Below are 18530 nucleotides of genomic sequence, written 5' to 3'. Positions count from 1 at the left end.
GCGACAGGACGCCGGGTCCGCCCACCCGCCCGCGAGTATGTGATCGTCCGGTAACAGCACCGGCCTGGCCTGGTGTTGTACGGATACTGAGCACATGCCACGTGTCCTGCTCATCGAAGACGACCGCGCTGTTCGTGAGGGTGTCCAACTCGCGCTGCGCCGCCAGGGGCACGACGTCGCCGCCGCCGGGACGGGTGAGGACGGGCTGGAACAGCTGCGGTCGTTCCGGCCGGACGTCGTCGTCCTCGATCTGATGCTGCCCGGCCTGTCCGGGCTCGACGTGTGCCGCCGCATCCGCGGGGCCGACGACCAGGTTCCGATCATCATGGCGACCGCCCGGGGCGACGACATCGACATCGTGGTCGGACTCGAAGCGGGAGCCGACGACTACGTCGTCAAGCCCGTCCAGGCCCGCGTGCTCGAAGCCCGTATCCGTGCCGTCCTTCGACGGGTCGGCGGCACACCCTCCGACGGAACCACGCCGAAGACGGAAACCCATGGAGAACTGACCATCGACCGGGCCGCGTTGACCGTCACCCACCAAGGCGCACCGGTCGCCCTCGCTCCCTCCGAACTACGGCTCCTGCTGACCCTCTCCGCCTCGCCCGGTCAGGTGTTCAGCCGGCAGCAACTGCTGGAAGCCGTCTGGGAGCACAGCTACCACGGTGACTCACGGCTGGTGGACGCTTGCGTCAAACGGCTGCGCACCAAGATGGGTGAGCCTCCGGGACAGCCGCGCTATATACAGACCGTGCGCGGCTTCGGCTATCAGTTCAGATCACGGTGAAGGCGCCCCCGCCGCTGCGCGGCCTGCGCGGCCGGCTGCTGGTGGCCTTCGTGCTGGTCGCCTGCGTCTCCACCCTGACGACCGGCGCCCTGACGTTCCGGGAAGCTCGTACGGGGGTGCTCCAGCAGAGCCAGGACGGGGTGATCGGGCAGTTCCGCGACCATGTCGACACCCTCGCCGCCGACCTCGACTTTCCCCCGGACCAGAACCAACTGAACCTGTTCGCACAGCAGTTGGCGCGCTCCGAACCGTTGAAGAACTGGCGCGTGCTGGCCACTTACGGCGGCCTGAGCGCCACCTCCTCACCGCAGGACCCGTTCGAGCAGCTGACGCCCGACCTGCGCAAGGCCGTGGCCTCCGGCGAGAACACCGTCTTCCAGCGGGTGACGACACACGGCAGCCCCGCACTCGTCGTCGGCGTGCCGGTCACCTTCGGCTCCGCGGAGCGGCCGACGTCCGACCCGTCCGGGCTCGACGTCTTCCTGACGGTGCCGCAGACCACCGAACAGGCCTACGTCCAGGCCCTGGTCCCCGCCGTCGAGCGCGCCACGGTGCCTGCGCTGATCTTGGCCGTCCTGCTCGCACTGCTGGCCGCCCGTGGCGTACTGCGGCCGGTACGCGAGCTGCGCCGGGCCACCCGTAGCATCGCCGAGGGCCACCTCGACACCCGGCTCGCCGTCAACGGCTCCGACGAACTCGCCGACCTCTCCCACACCTTCAACGAGACCGCCGCCGCGCTGGAGGAGTCGGTCGCAGAACTGCGCCGCATGGAGGCACGCGCCCGCCGCTTCGCCGCCGACGTCTCCCACGAACTGCGCACCCCGCTGGCCGCCATGTCCGCGGTCACCGACATCCTCGACGAGGACGCGGTCCATCTCGACCCCGACACCGCCACCGCCGTACGGCTCATCAGCGAGGAAACCGTCAAGCTGGCCCGCCTGGTGGAGGACCTCATGGAGATGTCCCGCTTCGACGCGGGCGCGGCCAGTCTGCACCTGGACGAGATCGACCTCGCGGACTCCGTCCGGCGCACCCTCGCCTCCCGCGCCTGGCTGGAGACGGTCGAGGCACGGCTTCCACCGCCGGGCACACTCCGCGGCAGCCTCGACCCGCGCCGCCTCGACGTGATCGTCGCCAACCTGGTCGGGAACGCCCTCCGCCACGGCGGACGCCCCGTACGGTTGCACCTCTTCGAGTGGGAACACCCCGACGACGGGCGGCGGGCGGTCATCGAAGTGCTGGACAGCGGACCGGGCATCCCCGAAAGCGTCCTGCCCCACGTCTTCGACCGCTTCTACAAATCGGACACGGCCCGCACCAGGACCGAGGGCAGCGGCCTCGGACTCGCCATCACCGCGGAGAACGTCCACCTGCACGGCGGCACCATCCAGGCGGCGAACGGTGCGCACGGCGGCGCCGTCTTCACCGTAGAGCTCCCGCTGCGACAGGACGAGCCACCACCAGTACCCGCCGAACCGGCCGAGGGGAGCCATCCGTGAGCCCTGTCCACCGGGCCGTCCGGCCCGCGCTGCTTCTTCTCGCGGGGGCGCTCCTGCTCGGCGCCTGCGGCATCCCCACGACCGGTGTGGTGGGCTCGGGGGAACCCGCCACCGGTATCCGGTCGACCATCACGCTCTACTTCACGGGCAAGGGCGGCCTGGTCGCGGCCCCCCGCAGGATCCCCCAGCGGCCCAGCGTCGAAGCGGCCGTACGACTGTTGTTCCAGGGCCCGACCAGATCCGAACTGAGCGTGGGCATGGGCAGCCTGCTGCGGAAGCTGAAGAAGGATCCGACGGTCCGGACCGATGGCGCCAAGGTGTCGATCGAGCTGCGCTTCGACGACCCGGCGGATTTCCCCGCCACTGTCAAACCACTGTTCGGAGATGCCCTCGCCCAGGTGGTCTGCACGGCCGCCGGCGCCCGCCACGCCGAAGACCCGGACGTCGTATCGGTGGAGGTGGTCATCAAGGCCACCGCGAGAGGCGCCAAGAGACCTTGGAGCGCCGAAGGGCGCGACGCGACCTGCCCCGCCCAGGCCCGGAGGTCTGCCGCCGCCTCCCGTTCCGGATAGACGTATCGCTGCCCTGCGCCTGGGAACCGGGCTGTTTCGGTGCCACTGGCCCTGACCCAGGGCTTTGGGGTAGTCGCCGGGTATCCGGTTCGTGACGGTCCGCCAGGGCCGCGCCTTGACCTGGGCTGCTCCGGGCCGAGGTGGTGACCTCTCTGAGCTGGTGGTAGCCGTTACGAACCACCAGCCGACGCCCGTCACCGCCCCGTTCGTGGGACAACTCAGCTGTATAAGCGTTGGACTTTCCCCGCGACCTTGTACACGTCGAGTCCCGGGGTGAAGGGGTAGCCGTGGCTGACGTCGGGGAGGGCCAGGGCCGCCCGGCGGGCGGTGCCCTGGAGCCGCTCACCCGCCGCGCTCACCGGACCCCCCGCGTGCCGGTGCCGTAGGTGTGCGGGTCGACAGGCCGCTCGGCCTTGGGCAGGTGAGCGACAACGAGACGATAGGAGTCGGTGACGAGCTCCCTGACGAGTTCCTCGTCGACGCCTTCTCCGCTCTCCAGGGTGATCCAGTGCTTCTTGTTCATGTGGTAGCCGGGAGTGATGTGGCTGTACTGCTCCCGCAGGGCGTGGGCCTCTCCGGGGTCCGCCTTGAGGATCACGACGGGCCGCCCGGGGACCTCGGTCATCAGCATGAACACCTTGCCGCGCACCTTGAAGACCTCCCACTCCGGGCCGAAGGGATGCTCCAGCTGTGCTCCGGGGAGTTCCTCCGCGCAGTCGGCGGCGGTCTTGTGCAGGGTCGATGCGTTCATGGGCTGTGGGCCCTCTCAGGTGGTGACGGGCTGCGGCATCGCAGGAGGTGGAGGGCGCGCCGCGCGGGCGCGGTGGCACGTTCCATCCTTCCGTCGAAACCGACCGGAAGGGCGGTAGGCTGCGGACACGTGATGGTCGACGAGCGACACCCACACCCGAGCGCAACCGCGGCCGGTCCGGCTGCGGTTCGGCTGTACGGTTTCCAGCCCCCGGTCGGTACGCCGTACGGCCTTGAGGTGAGTACCGTCGAGGATTTCTTCGCCCAGCACGACGACTGGCCGTGGAACCCTCCACGTCCGGGCCGTGCCACCTTCCACTACCTCATCGCGGTCACCGAGGGTGAGCTGCTGCATGACGTCGATCACGTCACGCGGACGGTCGCCGCCGGCCAGTGGCTGTGGGTGCGTCCCGGGCACGCGCAGTGCTGGCATCCGCCCGGCGCGGCCCGCGGTACGTTCATCCTGTTCGAACCGGACGTGCTGCGGCCCGACCTCGCCCGTCTCCTGGCCCCGCTCACCGCACACGAGGCCCCTGCCGTGCTCAGCCCGCACCCCGACGACACCGCCTGGCTCCAGCAGACGGCACTCCAGCTCCTGGACGAACACCGCGCACTGGGGCGCCGCCCCCTCGACATCCACCACGCCCTGCGGCGCAGCCTGGTCGAATCACTGCTGCTGCGCCTGGCCAACTCCCCGGGCATCGCCCCCATCGGCACGGCCACCGCCGGCACCGGCCGCGCCGACAGGTACGGGCGCTTCCTGGACGCCTTGGAGCTGCACTTCCGCGAACTCCACCAAGCCGCGGACTACGCCGAGTTGCTCGGCTGCTCGGTCCGCACCCTCAGCCGTGCCGCCCAAGACGCCACCGGCAAGGGAGTACGTGAACTCATCGACGAGCGGCGCCTCCTCGAAGCCCGGCGCCTGCTGACAGGCACCCAATGGGATGCCCGGACCGTGGCCGTGCACCTCGGCTTCACCGATCCCGCGAACTTCGGCCGCTTCTTCCGCGACCGCACCGGCCTCACGCCGTCCGCCTTCGCGGCCGGCGAATCCCCGACTCTCCCCCCTCGCTCCCTTGGTTGACGAGATCTCGGTGGTTTCCGGCTGGGTCTCAGTCGATGGCCTCGATGGCGACGTCGACCGCGCCGTCGTACTTCTTGAGGGCATCGGCCCCCATGTGGTCGATTTTCCCGAGGATCACGATGCCGGGGTCGGGGATGGACTCGCCGTCGTGGTCATAGAGGACGGCGATGTCGGGACCAGGTGACCAGTAGGCGATGTCGCCGATCTCGTAGCTGAACCGCGGCTCGCCTCCCACGGCGAGAGACCGGGACAGGTGACCGTACTTCTCGCGCTTGAACAGGTCATCCATCCGCAGAGTCAGCGGAAGCAGCGAGGCGAAGTCGCGTGCCGTCGCGTTGTCGTCGAGGGTACGAGCTTCACTTCGGCACGGACCGTGTGAAGGCAACTTCGACGTCACCACGATGGCATGTCGGCTGACTTACCACTCTCGGCCGCCGGGCCGGTTGACGATGATGACCCGCACGTCACCTGTGCGGCGTCACCGGCTGCTGTCGACCGGCCCGTGCGGGCCGCGTGGAGGGGCGGTTCAGTCGGTGGTGAAGCTGGACAGCATCGCGGCCGGGAGGCGGCTGCCTGCCGAGCCGTTGGGAAGGATCTCGGCGATGCGGGCCAGATCGGTGGCGGAGAGCTGGACGTCGGTGGCGCCGGCGTTCTCCTCGAGGCGCTTGGTGCTGCGGGTGCCTGGAATGGGCGCGACGTCCTCGCCCTGGGCGAGCAGCCAGGCCAGCGCTAGCTGGGCGACGGTGATACCCGTGGTGTCGGCCAGGTCCTTGAGCTGCTCGGTGGCGTGCAGGTTGTACGTGTAGTTCTCGCCCTGCCAACGCTCGTCCCAGCTGCGCATGTCGTCCGCGGGGTACTCGCTCGCGGGCTTGACCTGGCCGGTGAGGAAGCCGCGACCGAGCGGGGAGTAGGGCACCAGGCCGACGCCGAGTTCCCGCAGAACGGGAAGGATCTTCTCCTCGACCTCCCGCTCGAAGAGCGAGTACTCGTACTGGAGCACGGAGACCGGGGTGACGGCGTGAGCGCGGCGGATGTACTGGGGGCCGACGTTGCTCAGACCGAAGTACTTCACCTTGCCTTCGGTGATCAGTTCGCCGACCACGCCGGCGACCTCCTCGACCGGAACGTCCGGGTCGGAGATGTGCTGGTAGAAGAGGTCGATGCGGTCGCTCTGCAGGTAGCGCAGGCTGTTCTCGGCGACCTTGCGGATGTTTTCCGGGCGGCTGTTGAAGCCGGGGCTGAGCGCCGGGGCGGTCATGTCGAAGCCGAACTTGGTCGCGAGGACCACCTCGTCGCGGAAGTCTTTGACCGCCTTGCCCAGGAGGATCTCGTTGCTGCCGGTACCGGCGCCGTACAGCTCGGCGGTGTCGAAGAAGTCGATCCCGAGTTCGTGGGCGCGGCGAATGGTCGCGAGGCCCTCGTCGTCGTTCGAGGCGCCGTAGGCCATGGACATGCCCATGGTCCCCAGACCGAGCGCCGAGACGCGCAGGCCCTGAGAGCCCAGATTGCGGTGCTGCATGAGTTCACTCCCTCAGTGGTTCGCCGGCTTCACCCGCAGAGGTCAAACCGAACTGTTCCGTTTGACCCTACGCGCCGATCACCCGAATGCCAAACCAAACAGTTCGGTGCTCTATCCTGGGCGCATGTCCCAGTCCCGCGACTCCGGCCAGACCGCAGCTCCCGCCGCCCCCGGCGACACCACGCGCGAGCGCATCCTTGCCGCCGCCATGGAGGAGTTCGCCCGCCACGGCATCGCCGGCGCCCGCGTGGACCGCATCGCCAAGCTCGCCAGGACCAGCAAAGAACGCGTCTACGCCTACTTCCGCAGCAAAGACGCGCTCTATGCCGCTGTCGCTGCACGGGAGTATGTCGTCATCGCCGAGGCCACCCAGATAGACCCGACCGACCTCCCTGGCTACGCGGGCCGCCTGTTCGACTACTTCGTCGCCCGTCCAGACCACCACCGCCTGATCACCTGGGGGCGCCTCGAACTGCCGGGTACCGCAACCGGTGCCGACGATCCCGACCAGGCAGTGATCGCCCGTAAGATCGACCTGCTCCGCCAGGTGCAGCAGGCTGGACAGCTCGACCCCGCCTGGGACCCGGCCGACGTCCTCGCCCTGGTCAACCAGATCGCCATGACCTGGGCGTCACAACCCGAACTCAGCGAGGCCGCCGCCGCACACGCCGTGGACCCCACCACCGCCGCCCGCCGCGCCGCGGTGGTGACCGCTGTCGAGCGGCTTTTCCCTCGAGCACGCTGAGGTCGCCCGGACCGGCGGCAGCCTGCTCGAACATTACCGAAACGGTGCCGGCCGCCGTTGCCGCTGCCCATGGGCGCATCCTGCTGACGAATCAGAGTTCCTGGCCAGGGGAACAGGTGCCTGGTGGGGCAGGCACGGGCGCCCCTTGCGCCTCACGCGGTGTCAGGATTTCGTGCTCACCGGCGCTTACGTTGTCGGCCCTCGCGCATCGGAAGTGGTTGGTTGTCGTTTCTCGGTTGCCCGGGTCTCAGTCGTCCAGGACGACGACGTGCTTGCCCGGCGTGGTGCCGGACTCGACGTCGGCCTGGGCGTCACGGACCTGTTCCAGGCCGTGGTAGACCTTCGCGACCGGAACGTTGAGGCGTCCTGCGGCGATGGCCTGGAGCTGGTGGGCGAAGACGTCGGCCGGGAGGTCGGCTGCCTGACCGCCGTAGGACGTCAGCCGCACCCCGCCCGGGATCATGAACGGGCTGAAATCGGGGATCGTCCACTGGCCCGCCAGGGCTCCGGTGAAGCAGACCGTGCCGTGCCGGCGAACGGTGCGGAGGGTGTCGGCGAGAACCGAGCAGCCCACCAGCTCCAGTACGGCGTCGACACCCTCCGGCATCAGCTCGCGCACCTGGTCGGCGATCGTGCCGCTGTCGACGAGGGGATGGTCGACGCCCGCGGCCAGCAATTCCCCGGCCCGACCGGGGCTGCGGGTGGTGGACAGCACGGTGGCTCCGAGGTCCTTCGCGATCGTGGCCGCGCTCAGCCCGACCGTGGAGGTGCCGCCGCGGATCAGCAGCGTCTGCCCGGCCTTGAGGTCCAGGCCGGTGGTCAGCGATCCGTAGGCGGTCTGGAACATCTCCGGCAGCGCACCGACGACCTCCCACGGCAGACCGGACTCGAACGGGATGACCTGCCCGGCCGGGACGCTCACGTACTGGGCGTACGTGCCGTCGTAGGAGCGGCCCATGCCGCCCATCATCGTGGCCACCTGCTGTCCCGGCCGCAGCCCGCTGTCCTCATCGGCCTCATCGACCACGCCGACGCCCTCGATGCCGGGCACACGCGGGTAGCCGACCTCCGCATCCGACTCGCCCTTGCGGGTGGTGACCTCGGACTCGTTGACGCCGAACGCCTTCACCCTGATCCGCACCCAGCCGGGCTTGCGGACAGGCACCGGAACATCCTGGATCTCCAGTGCGTCGAGGCCGCCGGGCCGGGTGACGACGACGGCCCGCATCGTGACTGGTGCGGCCTCGCCGACTGCTGTCGGTTGGCTCATGTCGGATTCCTCACTCTGTTCGCCCCCGTGGTGCGCGGTTGGGTGTCGCCCGATGCCCGTCAGGGGCGGTCGATGCCCTCCCACAGGTCGAGGGCCTGCTGATAGTGGGTGGTGGCCTCGAAGGGAGGGTTGCCGACGCTTTCCGAGGTGGGCCGGTTCGTGACGGCGGGCCACAGCCGGGGCTGCTCGCCGGTGGCGAAGTCGAGCACGATGTCGCGGATACGCTTGTCACGCTCGGCCTGTTCCGCGCTGCGGCCCGGCCGCTCCTGGCCGACCAGCGCGTACATCTCGGTGCCGTGCACGGCGGGCGCGCCCTCGGCGGGCCCGATCATCAGGAGATGGGCGTTGCCGCCCGCCGCGGTGTGCGCCAGGGCGCCGCGGGCTGCGGGGAGCCCGAAGATGTAGTCCGACAGGAGTGCGGCGCGGACTTCGGCAGGGGTGCGGCCGCCCTGGTCGTAGGCGTCGACGATCTTCTTGGCGCGGGAACGGGGAATGCGCCACCCGGCGACCTCGTCGACGATGCGGTCGACGGTGTGCGGGTCGAACCGGTCGAGGTCGTTCGCCACCCACCAGCCCATGTCGTCACTGGCCATGCTCAGCAGCACGTCGACATCACGGTGTGCGCCCGAGACGAGTTCGTCCATGGGGTGGGCGTGCAGCACCGCGCCGGGCTGTCCGGCGTCCAGGACGACGCCGAGGCTCTTGCTGTCCATCCCGCCACGGACTCCGAGGTCCGTCGGGGTGACCTTGTGCAGGGCAGCCACCAGGGAGGCCGTATCAAGGTCGAGCAGCTTCTCCGGGTTGTCCGCGACGTCGAGCTCGGTGACGAACCGGTGGGCGAGTTCCTCGGCCCACCAGGCCTGCTGGAGACGCGAGGGCCCGGCGGAGAAGCCGGCCAATCGCCGGTACAGGCCGCCTGCGGAGGCGGCGCCGAGCAGCCCGAAGGTGGCATAGGCGCCGCCGCTGTGGCCGTAGACGGTGACGTTGTCGGGGTCGCCGCCGAAGTGGGCGATGTTCTGCTTGATCCAGGTCAGCGCGGCGATGATGTCCTGCAGACAGAGATTGCTGGCTTCGGCGAGCCGCCCGCCGTACTGCGAGAGCGAGAGCGCACCCAGCGCGCCGAGCCGGTAGTTGACCGACACGCCCACCACGCGCCCCGTCGCGGCGAGGCCGGAGGCGTTGGAGGTGATCTGGGTGTTCGCTCCGTACTCGAATCCGCCGCCGTGGATGTACACCGCCACCGGCAGCGTCTTCCCGGCCGGCTGCTCGGGAGCCCACACGTTCAGGTTCAGACAGTCCTCGCCCATCCCGCTGTCCGCTTCCAGCCAGTCGCCGCTGTCGGGCTGGACAGAAACGACGCCCTTGCGGTCATAGGGGCGGTTCGGATCGAAATCCGCGACCACGGGGCGGCGGTACCGCTCGGCGGTGGCGTACGGGATTCCCCACCAGGACCGCACCCCTGGTGCAGTCGGAGCCTTGGGAGCGGTAGCGGTCACGGCATGTCCTTCCAGCGCGATTCGGGTGTTCGCGCGGTGCTTCGGCGGCTGGTTGCTCGCGGTGACGTCTCCCATCGTTTCCCGGGATCCGACAGAACGCCCGGCGGGTGGCGATCACCCGGTGGTCATCAGGTGACACTTGGGCAACAAGATCTCGGTGCAGGCCATCAGCTTCTCCTACATGGCCGACGGCCGGATCGTCGGCGAACGGGGCCGGCCCGACCTCCCGCAAGACGTCGGTCTCTTCTTCTTGATCCGGCGTCTTCGCGCGAACAGCGCCCACTGCGGTGAGAGCTGTACTCCCTGTCACCGAGACTCGTAGGGGTGCGGTGTTGCGGCTGCTGAGGCGGTCGAGGGAGATGCGCAGGAGGCGGCGCCCCTGGCCCGGACGGCTGTCGCCGGTCGTCAGGGCGGCCTGGCTCAGGGAGCCGCTGAACAGAACCAGATCCTCTGCGGTGAGATCGGAGCGCAGCAGGCCGGCGCTCATCACGAACCTCGCCCGGCTCGCGATCGCGGTCGGCCGACGTCCTGCTGTCCAGATCCCGCGGTTCCCAGACCCTGGCAGAGACGGTGGCCGAGCTCGGTCGGCGAGCCCGCGCCGAGACACCCGAGAAGGCGGCCCGCGCCGGTGACCGGGTCGTGATGAGCATCCCGCCGGCTCCCTACCGGGAGCTTTCCCGCCGCCGCACTGTCGGGCAAGGTCGTGCTCGACATCGGAGCGTCCGTGACGCGCCGTACGACGAACCCGAGGACGGCCGCGTCGGCCTTGTCGAGCCACGTCACGTCGTCGGCGATCACCAGCAGCGAGCGCTCGGCGGCCCTGGGCAGCGGACCGCGTCCCGCCTCAGCGGTAGGCGTCGCGGCCCCGGGAGCAGCGGGATGAGCAAAAAGACCGCGGCTGTATGGACGGGAGCCGCCCAGCCCGGCCGCTCCCGCCCGCCTGTCGGTCCTCTCTGGGCCGTTTCCAGTACGAGCTGCTTTCGCGTCCCACCTCGGACCGCACCCCATTCGAGCTGCGTCCGTGCCCCGCCGGCCCGGCAGGCCGCCCACTCGAAGGTCCCTGGGCAGCACTTCCGGATCCTCGTGTCCAGCCAGCGTCCAGAATTCGACATCCAGACGCTCGCACAGCCCACCCACGACGCCATCCTCCAGCCATGGGCCGATACGTCTGCGCAGGTCAGAGTGACCTCAACTAACGCCGATGGCAACGGAGCCGAACTCACGAGCAGCGGATTCAGCCCCGTGGACCAACGCCCTGAATCCGCACCCCTGATGAGACGTTTCCGCAGTTCACAGAGGCGCATGGTGGGGCGGGTGGGACTCGAACCCACGGCCGACGGATTATGAGTCCTTTTGAGGATCTTGACGGTCCTTGCCGATCAACGCTCATCCTTGACGTTTTCCCAGCTCAGACGCGCTGATCCGTGGCAGTCCTGTGCGGTCCTTGTCGATGTGTTTCTGTCCTTGTAGCCCCTGAATGGCCCCTGGGGATCGATGAGTTGGGCGCTTGCCACAGCAGCGGGTCGCGTCCCGCGACGAAGGGCTTGGTGAGAGGCATGCCGACGTGACAACCGAGTCGGCGGTCGACCGCGCGGCAGCGAGCCTGCCGGCTGTGGGCCGATCGGCGCCTGGCGTCGCGACCGCGCACGGCTTCTCGGCTTCGTCACCCCACCGGTCGGTCTCTTCGCCGCGCTCGTCGGCGGTGGCACGGCCGCGCACCGAACGGCCCCGAAGTGGCGGCCGGCCGACGGTGGCCGACGCCGCCGCCGCGAGCATCGGCCCGGCCCCGCCCGTCCGCGCCCGGGAGCTGCGAACTGCGGGTTCGCACATTCCGCGGCAGGGCATCGTGGTCGCGGCCGGAGTCGCTGCGGGTCGACCGAATCCAGCACTCGGCAGGTCGAGAAGGCGAACGCGGCCGGGCCGCCGGGGCGTCGCGCCACCTGGGCGGTGACGCCGGAGAAGAGCGACCGCTGGTCCCGGGCGTTCGTCGCACCCATCGCGTCAGGGTCATGCCTCTCGCGTACGTGGGCAACACGGCGAGGCGGCGGTGCGTGGTGGAACTGCCCGGACGGAAGATCGGCTGCACCCCCAGAGCCGCGAACACCCCTGCGGTTGCGGTCCTGTTCGGCCCATGACATGGCCCGAAGGGCTCAAGCCCGTCGCCCCCGCGGGAGGGACAGTGATCGTGCAGCGAGGCAACGCACGAGGAGGGCCGTCACGTGAACACCGCCCTGTCCCCAGAAGGAGAAACCTCCCGTCGGCCGGAACCGCCGCACCCAACCGCGGTCCACCACAACCCCGAGGCGTCATGGCCGGTGCGCCTGTACCGGCGCGCCGTGCCCGCCCGCCTCAGACGGGCCCTCGTGGAACGCACGACCCCGCAGGCCCGCGCGCGCGTCAAGCGGCGGATCGCAAGCCTGCCGTCGGTGCACCGCCTGCTGGGTGGCGTGCGCGCGGCATGGCTGGTGCGCCACCATCCCGGCCTGCTCGCCGGCCACGACCGAGAGGTGCGGCTGGTCCACGATGTGCCCAAACTGGTCCTCGTACGCCCCGACATCTCGCCACTGGCGGCACGCAACGCCAACGCGGCCGCGGTCCGCACGGTCCTCGACGGGGCGGGTCTCGACTACTTCTGCGTTCGCGGTCGCAGCAGCACCTCCGCGGTCGTCGCCCTCGCCGCCCGGGACCGGGCGACGGCGCTGCGCGCCCTGGAGCGGGCGGGCCGCGAGCGTCCCGGTTACGTGTGTGCCGTCGACGGTGTCCGGCGCGCGCGCCCTACGACCCGGCCGGCGTTCCGTCACCGCACCTGGCGGCGGCTGGCGCGGGCGGACGTGCTCCGCATGACCTGGTACTACGGCGATGCGCGAGGGCAGTTGACGCTCGGCTCCAAGTACGGCTGCGACATCGAGTTCTGGGCGGCCGACGAGGAGACGGGGGACCTGTTGCTGGCGCCACGTCCCAACCTCAGCGCCGAGCAGGTGCCGCGCGCCGACACCCCGGTGCACGTCCCCGACACCCTGTTCACCGCGCTCGCCTCCGCCGACCACCCGTTGTCGCTGGTGCGCACCCGCAGGGAGTTCTCCCGGCCGGGCCCCGAGGACGTCCGGTTCCCCGTCGACGTCGTGTACACCTGGGTCGACGGGCACGACCCGGAGTGGGCACGGCGCCGGGCGGCCTGCGCGGGGCAGGCGTACCACGAGGAGGCGGACAACGCGGCCCGGTACCTCAACCGCGACGAACTGCGTTACTCACTGCGCTCGCTCGACCAGTACGCCCCCTGGGTACGCACGGTCTACCTGGTCACCGACGGCCAGGTCCCGTCCTGGCTGGACGTGGGCATGCCCGGTCTCCGCGTCGTCAGCCACAAGGAGATCTTCGACGACCCGAGCCTGCTGCCGACGTTCAACTCCCACTCCATCGAAAGCCAACTGCACCACATCGACGGCCTGTCCGAGCACTTCCTCTACTTCAACGACGATGTGTTCCTGGGCCGCCCCGTCGTCCCTCAGGACTTCTTCCTGGCCAACGGCCTCACCAGGTTCTTCCCGTCCCCGGTGCTCATCCCGCCGGGCGAGCCGACCGAGTCGGACGTGCCGGTGGCGGCCGCGGGCAAGAACAGCCGCGCCCTGGTCGAGGCCACCTTCGGCACGGTCATCAGCCAGAAGATGAAACACACACCGCACGCTCTGCGGCGCAGCGTCCTGTACGAGTTGGAGACGAGGTTCCCGGCCGAGCACCACGCCACGGCCGGCCACCGCTTCCGCAGCCTCGACGACGTCTCCTTCGTCTCCTCGCTCCACCACTACTACGCCTTCCACACCGCCCGCGCCGTCCCTGCCCAGGTGCGCTACGCCTACCTCGACGTGTCCCACCCCGCACTCGCCACCCGCCTCGAAACCCTGCTGGCCCGCCGGGACAAGCAGGTGTTCTGCCTGAACGACACCGTCTCCGGCGATCAGGAACTCGACACCCAACAAACCCTGCTCACCACCTTCCTGGAGACGTACTTCCCGGTCCTCGGCCCCTACGAGCTCGACCGCCCCGGTGTGTGAAAGGCGGACCGGTCGGCGAACAGGTCAGGACATGGGCGTTCGAGCGGAGAACATCGCCTGTTCCAGGACCTTGAAGAGCTGTCGGCAGACGGCTCGTTCGAGGCGATGTCGTCCGTCGCGTCACGCCCTGCTCTCGGCGACTGGTCGGGGCGACGTACGTCTTCGTGGCAGGGTCGAGCCGCATCCGGACCAGCATGACGGTGTACCGGGCCCGGCCGAGTCGACCTCTACCCCGGCAAGGTCGGGACAGATGTCCGCGTCATGCCGCTCACTCCGCTCCGCCGAGGTCGAGACCTTGGAGCGCGTCCTGGGCCCACGCATCCAACACCCGGCCGTGTCCACCCTGCTGAAACGTCTCGGTCCCCGGCACGGATCCGTAAGGCCGGACGCCGAAGGCTCGTGACCCCGCTGGGGCCAAAGCCCCTGCGGACGGCCGAGTAACTGGTCGAAGACATGTGGGCCCTGCATGGCACGGTGCACCAGCGCGGCGTAGGCCGACCGGTGGTGCCGAACGGCGTTGCCGGTGAGGTGGATGGTCGGCCGGGCCGTCGGCATGTTCGTCGTCCGCGACGAGAACGACATGCACGAGAAGGCGCTGTGCGTGCCCGCCCACGACCCGCGGTACGCCGGGATCGATGCCTCCCGGAGGCGGCCCGCGAGCCGCGCAGCGGTCCGAACGGCCGCGCTTCAGGGCCGAACGGCCCCGGAACCCGGCGGTGTCAGGCGCCTACGGTGACAGTGAAGCCCACCGACTCAGGGACGGAAGGCAGCCGACCATGACGCTACGCATTGAGTACGTGCACGCGGTGGAGATCCTGGACTCCCGCGCCCGGCCGACCCTCTCGGTGACCCTGCGCACCACGGCCGGCATCACCGTACGCGCCGGCGTGCCCTCCGGCGCGTCCACCGGTACCCGGGAGGCGGTCGAACTGCGCGACGGTGACCAGTCACGCTACGGCGGCCAGGGGGTCACCGGGGCGGTGGCACACGTCAACGGCGAGATCGCCAAGGCGCTCGTCGGCCGGCGCTTCGGCTCCGCGGCCGAACTCGACGCCGTACTCATCGAGTTGGACGGCACACCGACCAAGTCCCGGCTCGGGGCCAACGCGATCGTCGGCGTCTCCATCGCCGCCGCCCGCGCCGAGGCGGCAGCTCGCGGCCAGGAGTTGTGGCAGCGCATCTCCGAGACCACCGGAGCCCGACCGCTGCTGCCGGTCCCGCACTTCAACGTCGTCAACGGCGGCGCCCACGCCGCCAACAGCCTGGACTTCCAGGAGTTCATGCTCGCTCCGCTCGGCGCGCCGAGTCTGCCCGAGGCCGTACGGGCCGGGGCCGAGGTCTACGCCCGGCTCAGGGCCCGCCTCGCCGCCGCCGGGCATGCGGTCGGACTGGGCGACGAGGGCGGCTTCGCCCCCGCCATCGACCGGCCCGAAGACGTCCTGCACCAGCTGGTCGAGGCCATCGACGACGCCGGATACACCCCGGGCCGCGACGGCATCGCCATCGCCCTGGACCCCGCCGCCAGCGAGTTCTACCGCGACGGCCGCTACCTCATCTCCGGCCAGGACCTGACCTCCGCCCAACTCATCGACCGCTACGAGGAGATGACCGACCGCTTCCCCGTCTGGTCCATCGAGGACGGCCTCGCCGAGAACGACTGGGACGGCTGGACACAGCTCACCGCTCGCCTGGGGACACGGATCCAGCTCGTCGGCGACGACATCTTCGTCACCGATCCCGCCATCATCACCGAGGCCGTCGACCGCAAGGTCGCCAACGCCGCCCTGATCAAGGTCAACCAGATCGGCACCGTCACCGAGACCCTGGAAGCGATCCGGATCTGCCGCGAGGCCGGTTACACGCAGATGGTCTCGCACCGCTCCGGCGAGACCGAGGACACCTTCATCGCCGACCTCGTCATCGGCGCCGGCTGCGGCCAGCTCAAGTCCGGTGCCCCGGCCCGTGGCGAGCGCATCGCCAAGTACAACCGGCTCATCGAGACGGCAGACACTCACCCGGAGCTGCCGTTCGGCCTGACGAGCGACCGGTGACGGCCAGCAGCTCCAGAACCTGGACAGCAGCCACCACCGTGATCAGCACCGGGACCGAACAGCCGCACAGTTTCCCTTTCGGGCCGTTTCCCTCGCCCCTCGGCCATCGCCAGACGCTCTCTCAGCAGCCACCTGCTGCCACTGAACACCAAGCGCACCATCGGCCCGGAGACACCGCGGCTGGACACGACCGCGCCATCCCGGCCCCTGTATGGCCCCTGGGTCTTGGCATCGGCCCTCAGGACAGCCACCCGGACCGCGGGGGACAACCTTGGCCACCTGCTCCACCGCAGGTCAGAGGGGTTCGAACTCCCCAAGCACCGCCGAACCCCAAACCCGCGAGCAGCGGATTGAGTCCGTCCAGGCAAAGTTGACGCTCCAACACCCCTGCAGGACGGCGAGGGAGATACAAACCGACTGACGGGCGCCGCGTCGGCCTTCGTACGGCGGCACCTGGCGACGCGTACGGATGATCCGCCACCCCGCGGCTGCTGCCCGGATACGACGCCTCGCCGCGCCACCTACTGCGGCCGACGACCGCCACAGCCACGCTCGCGCCGCCTTCCAGGTCTGCGTCGCCGACGGTGATCGGCGCTTGAGCGCGTCAGCTCCCGTCCCACAACCTCACCGTTCTGTCGGCGCCGCAGCTGGCCAGCAGCCGTCCGTCCGGACTGAACGCCAGAGCCCGCACGGCACCGCGGTGGCCGATGAGAGTGGCGCTCGTGGCCAGGTGCGCAGGGCCGACGACATCCCACAGGGCCACGGTCGCGTTCGCGCCTCCGGAGGCCAGCAACCGCCCGTCAGGACTGAACGCCACCGCATACATCTGCCCCGCGTCCCCACGGCCGGCAAGGGGGAGGGCGGCTGTCCCGACAGGATGAGTCGGGTCGGTGACATCCCACACCATGACGGCGCCATTCTGCCAAGACCCGAAGGTGCCGGAGACAACGCCGGAATCCCCGCTTGCGGTGGCCAGTAACCGTCCGTCCGGACTGAATCCCACCGAATGGACGGCAGGCGCCCCGCCTGAAGAGAGCTTCTTCGCCCAATCACGGACCTGCGGCCGGACGACGGCGGTCCGCACCGGATGCGTCGGCTCACTCACATCCCACAGGACACCTGTGTTCTTGTCACCGGAGGAACCCGTGGCCAACAAACGTCCGTCCGGACTGAACATCACCGTTCCGACGGGACCTGACAGCCAGACGTGCCGTTGGTGGGTGGCAGCGGCGCAACGGGTCGGGCGTGCCGGGTCGGTTACGTCCCAAAGGATCACAGTTCGGTCGCTGCCGCAGGCAAGTAACCGCCCGTCCGGACTGAAATCCACTGCGTGGACACCACCCTGCCGCCAGCCGTCACGCGCCAACCAGCCAGGGCGTTGATGGACAAGAGTCGCCGACCGGGTCATGTGTGCCGGGTCGGTTACGTCCCAGAGGATCACCGTCCGGTCGCCGCTTCCGGACGCCAGCAGCCGCCCGTCCGGACTGAACCCCACCGCGTTCACGGCTTTGCCGTGCCCGGTGAGGGTAGCCGCCAGACCCCACGCCGGGGGCGGAGACGGTCGTCCCACGAAAGGCATAGTGCAGTCTCGCGCGTTCCGGAATCCCAGGGAAGACGGCGGGCAGACTTCCACCGAAGCTCTGGGCCGTGTCCTCCGGGCGAGCGGATCGGACGACCGGCGGGCGTAGCTCGAAGCGTCGGTAGCACGCGCTCCCCTGCCGCGGACGGCGGACGGCGGACGGCGGACGGCGGACGGCGGACGGCGGACCTGTCCCCCTGGTTGCGCCCGGACGCCCCCACCAGCGCCCAACTGCGCGATGCGGTCGGTCGGTTGGACTCGCGCCGGGCGCTGCCGGCCAGGGACCCGGGGCCCCGGACGTCCCGGGTCGGCGCCGAGGACGTGGCCGATCAATGCCGACGACAGGGCCAAGAACGCGCCTCGCAGCCCCCCTTCCCCGGCCTTCGTCCATAGCGGTCCTTCACGGCACCCGCGGACGGCTTGAACGCGACCACACACCTGATCAAGACACCGTCGCTGCTCCGCTCGGCAAACTGGCCGAGGCTTGTCGGTACCCTTTTCAGCGGCCCTACCAGTCAAAAACAGCACGATGAAACAGCCGACGACGCCCTACTCGCGCCCGCTCACCGGCCGCACCGTGGACGGCAGCCCCAGACCGCGCACCCGGCAAATGGGACAACGAATAGGCCCGGAGACACCACCGGCCTGAACACGACTGCGTTGTCCCGGCCCCTGCACGGCCCCTGGGTCTTGGTATCGGCTCTCAAGGCAGTCGTCCGGATCGCGAGCAACGACCTCGAGAACCCACTCTGCCGCAGCTCAGAGGGGTGGGAACTCGCCGAACACCGCCGAACCCCAAACCCATGGGCAGCGGATTCAGTCCGTCCAGGCAAAGTTGACGCTCCGACACCCAAAAACAAACGTTTCCGCAGGTCAGCGACCTGCACAGGTGGGGCGGGTGGGACTCGAACCCACGGCCGACGGATTATGAGTCCTTTGAGGATCTTGACGGTCCGTGTCGATCACTGCTCATCCTGACCGTTTTCCCAGTTCAGACGAGGTTTGGCACCTCGCTCTTCCTCTACTCATGTCAGTCTCTTCCGATCCTTGTGTCCAACCTGCGTCCCGAACGCGTCCCGGATGGCTCATTCCGGCTGGCCGCAACGCCCGTCCTCCCAGCCAGGAG

The 18530-nt window shown here is 69.7% G+C and carries 13 protein-coding genes and 1 pseudogene; 8 read left to right on the top strand and 6 right to left on the bottom strand.

The features are described 5' to 3' along the window. Positions 1–94: 94 nt before the first annotated feature. Genes OC490_RS10670 through OC490_RS10660 form a run of 3 tightly spaced genes read left to right on the top strand, consistent with a single transcriptional unit; the run spans position 95 to position 2858 of the window. Entirely contained in the window at positions 95–787 is a 693-nt protein-coding gene (locus OC490_RS10670; RefSeq protein WP_262057628.1) for a response regulator transcription factor, read from the top strand. Continuing rightward, positions 784–2286, top strand: coding sequence for a sensor histidine kinase (locus OC490_RS10665; protein ID WP_262057627.1), 1503 nt, complete (start codon positions 784–786; stop codon positions 2284–2286). Before OC490_RS10670 ends, OC490_RS10665 begins: the two co-directional genes overlap by 4 nt. Beyond that, positions 2283–2858, top strand: a complete 576-nt coding sequence (locus OC490_RS10660; RefSeq protein WP_262057626.1) for a hypothetical protein — start codon at positions 2283–2285, stop codon at positions 2856–2858. The genes OC490_RS10665 and OC490_RS10660 overlap by 4 nt, the downstream gene beginning before the upstream one ends. 355 nt (positions 2859–3213) lie before the next feature. Here the strand turns inward: OC490_RS10660 and OC490_RS10655 are convergent, their stop codons facing one another. Further along, positions 3214–3609: an MmcQ/YjbR family DNA-binding protein gene (locus OC490_RS10655; protein ID WP_262057625.1), complete on the bottom strand. Its 396-nt coding sequence runs from the start codon at positions 3607–3609 to the stop codon at positions 3214–3216. 237 nt (positions 3610–3846) lie between these two features. On the opposite strand from OC490_RS10655, the gene OC490_RS10650 reads away from it, so the two are divergent. Continuing rightward, positions 3847–4692 (top strand): helix-turn-helix domain-containing protein, encoded by an 846-nt coding sequence (locus tag OC490_RS10650; protein WP_262057624.1) that lies wholly within the window; start codon positions 3847–3849, stop codon positions 4690–4692. A gap of 28 nt (positions 4693–4720) precedes the next feature. On the opposite strand, the gene OC490_RS10645 is transcribed toward OC490_RS10650, so the two are convergent. Further along, entirely contained in the window at positions 4721–5089 is a 369-nt protein-coding gene (locus tag OC490_RS10645) for a cyclophilin-like fold protein (RefSeq protein WP_262057921.1), read from the bottom strand. Positions 5090–5218: 129 nt separating this feature from the next. After that, positions 5219–6211 carry an aldo/keto reductase gene (locus tag OC490_RS10640; protein ID WP_262057623.1) on the bottom strand — a complete coding sequence of 331 codons (993 nt, stop codon included), beginning with the start codon at positions 6209–6211 and terminating at the stop codon, positions 5219–5221. Between the two features lie 124 nt (positions 6212–6335). Between OC490_RS10640 and OC490_RS10635 the strand changes: the two genes are divergently transcribed. Beyond that, on the top strand, positions 6336–6956 hold the full coding sequence (locus OC490_RS10635; RefSeq protein WP_262057622.1) for a TetR family transcriptional regulator: 621 nt from the start codon (positions 6336–6338) through the stop codon (positions 6954–6956). A 247-nt stretch (positions 6957–7203) separates the two neighbouring features. Here OC490_RS10635 and OC490_RS10630 read toward each other — a convergent pair whose 3' ends face one another. Next, positions 7204–8226 (bottom strand): alcohol dehydrogenase catalytic domain-containing protein, encoded by a 1023-nt coding sequence (locus OC490_RS10630; RefSeq protein ID WP_262057621.1) that lies wholly within the window; start codon positions 8224–8226, stop codon positions 7204–7206. A 59-nt stretch (positions 8227–8285) separates the two neighbouring features. Continuing rightward, complete coding sequence (locus OC490_RS10625) at positions 8286–9722, bottom strand: carboxylesterase family protein (protein WP_262057620.1); 1437 nt, start codon at positions 9720–9722, stop codon at positions 8286–8288. A 2219-nt stretch (positions 9723–11941) separates the two neighbouring features. Between OC490_RS10625 and OC490_RS10620 the strand changes: the two genes are divergently transcribed. The 3 genes and pseudogenes from OC490_RS10620 to eno all read left to right on the top strand — a co-directional run bounded on the left by OC490_RS10620 (position 11942) and on the right by eno (position 15825). After that, on the top strand, positions 11942–13774 hold the full coding sequence (locus OC490_RS10620; RefSeq protein WP_410098603.1) for a stealth family protein: 1833 nt from the start codon (positions 11942–11944) through the stop codon (positions 13772–13774). A 541-nt stretch (positions 13775–14315) separates the two neighbouring features. Further along, positions 14316–14408 (top strand): annotated as a pseudogene (locus OC490_RS49545) (inorganic pyrophosphatase); the annotation flags it as partial. A 142-nt stretch (positions 14409–14550) separates the two neighbouring features. Then, positions 14551–15825, top strand: coding sequence for a phosphopyruvate hydratase (gene eno / locus OC490_RS10605; RefSeq protein WP_262057619.1), 1275 nt, complete (start codon positions 14551–14553; stop codon positions 15823–15825). 604 nt (positions 15826–16429) lie between these two features. Here the strand turns inward: eno and OC490_RS10600 are convergent. Continuing rightward, on the bottom strand, positions 16430–17329 hold the full coding sequence (locus OC490_RS10600) for a WD40 repeat domain-containing protein (protein ID WP_410098602.1): 900 nt from the start codon (positions 17327–17329) through the stop codon (positions 16430–16432). Positions 17330–18530: the final 1201 nt, after the last annotated feature.

The organism is Streptomyces sp. STR69, from assembly GCF_024519455.1.
Lineage (GTDB): Bacteria > Actinomycetota > Actinomycetes > Streptomycetales > Streptomycetaceae > Streptomyces.
This window is presented reverse-complemented; position numbering and strand designations above follow the sequence as displayed.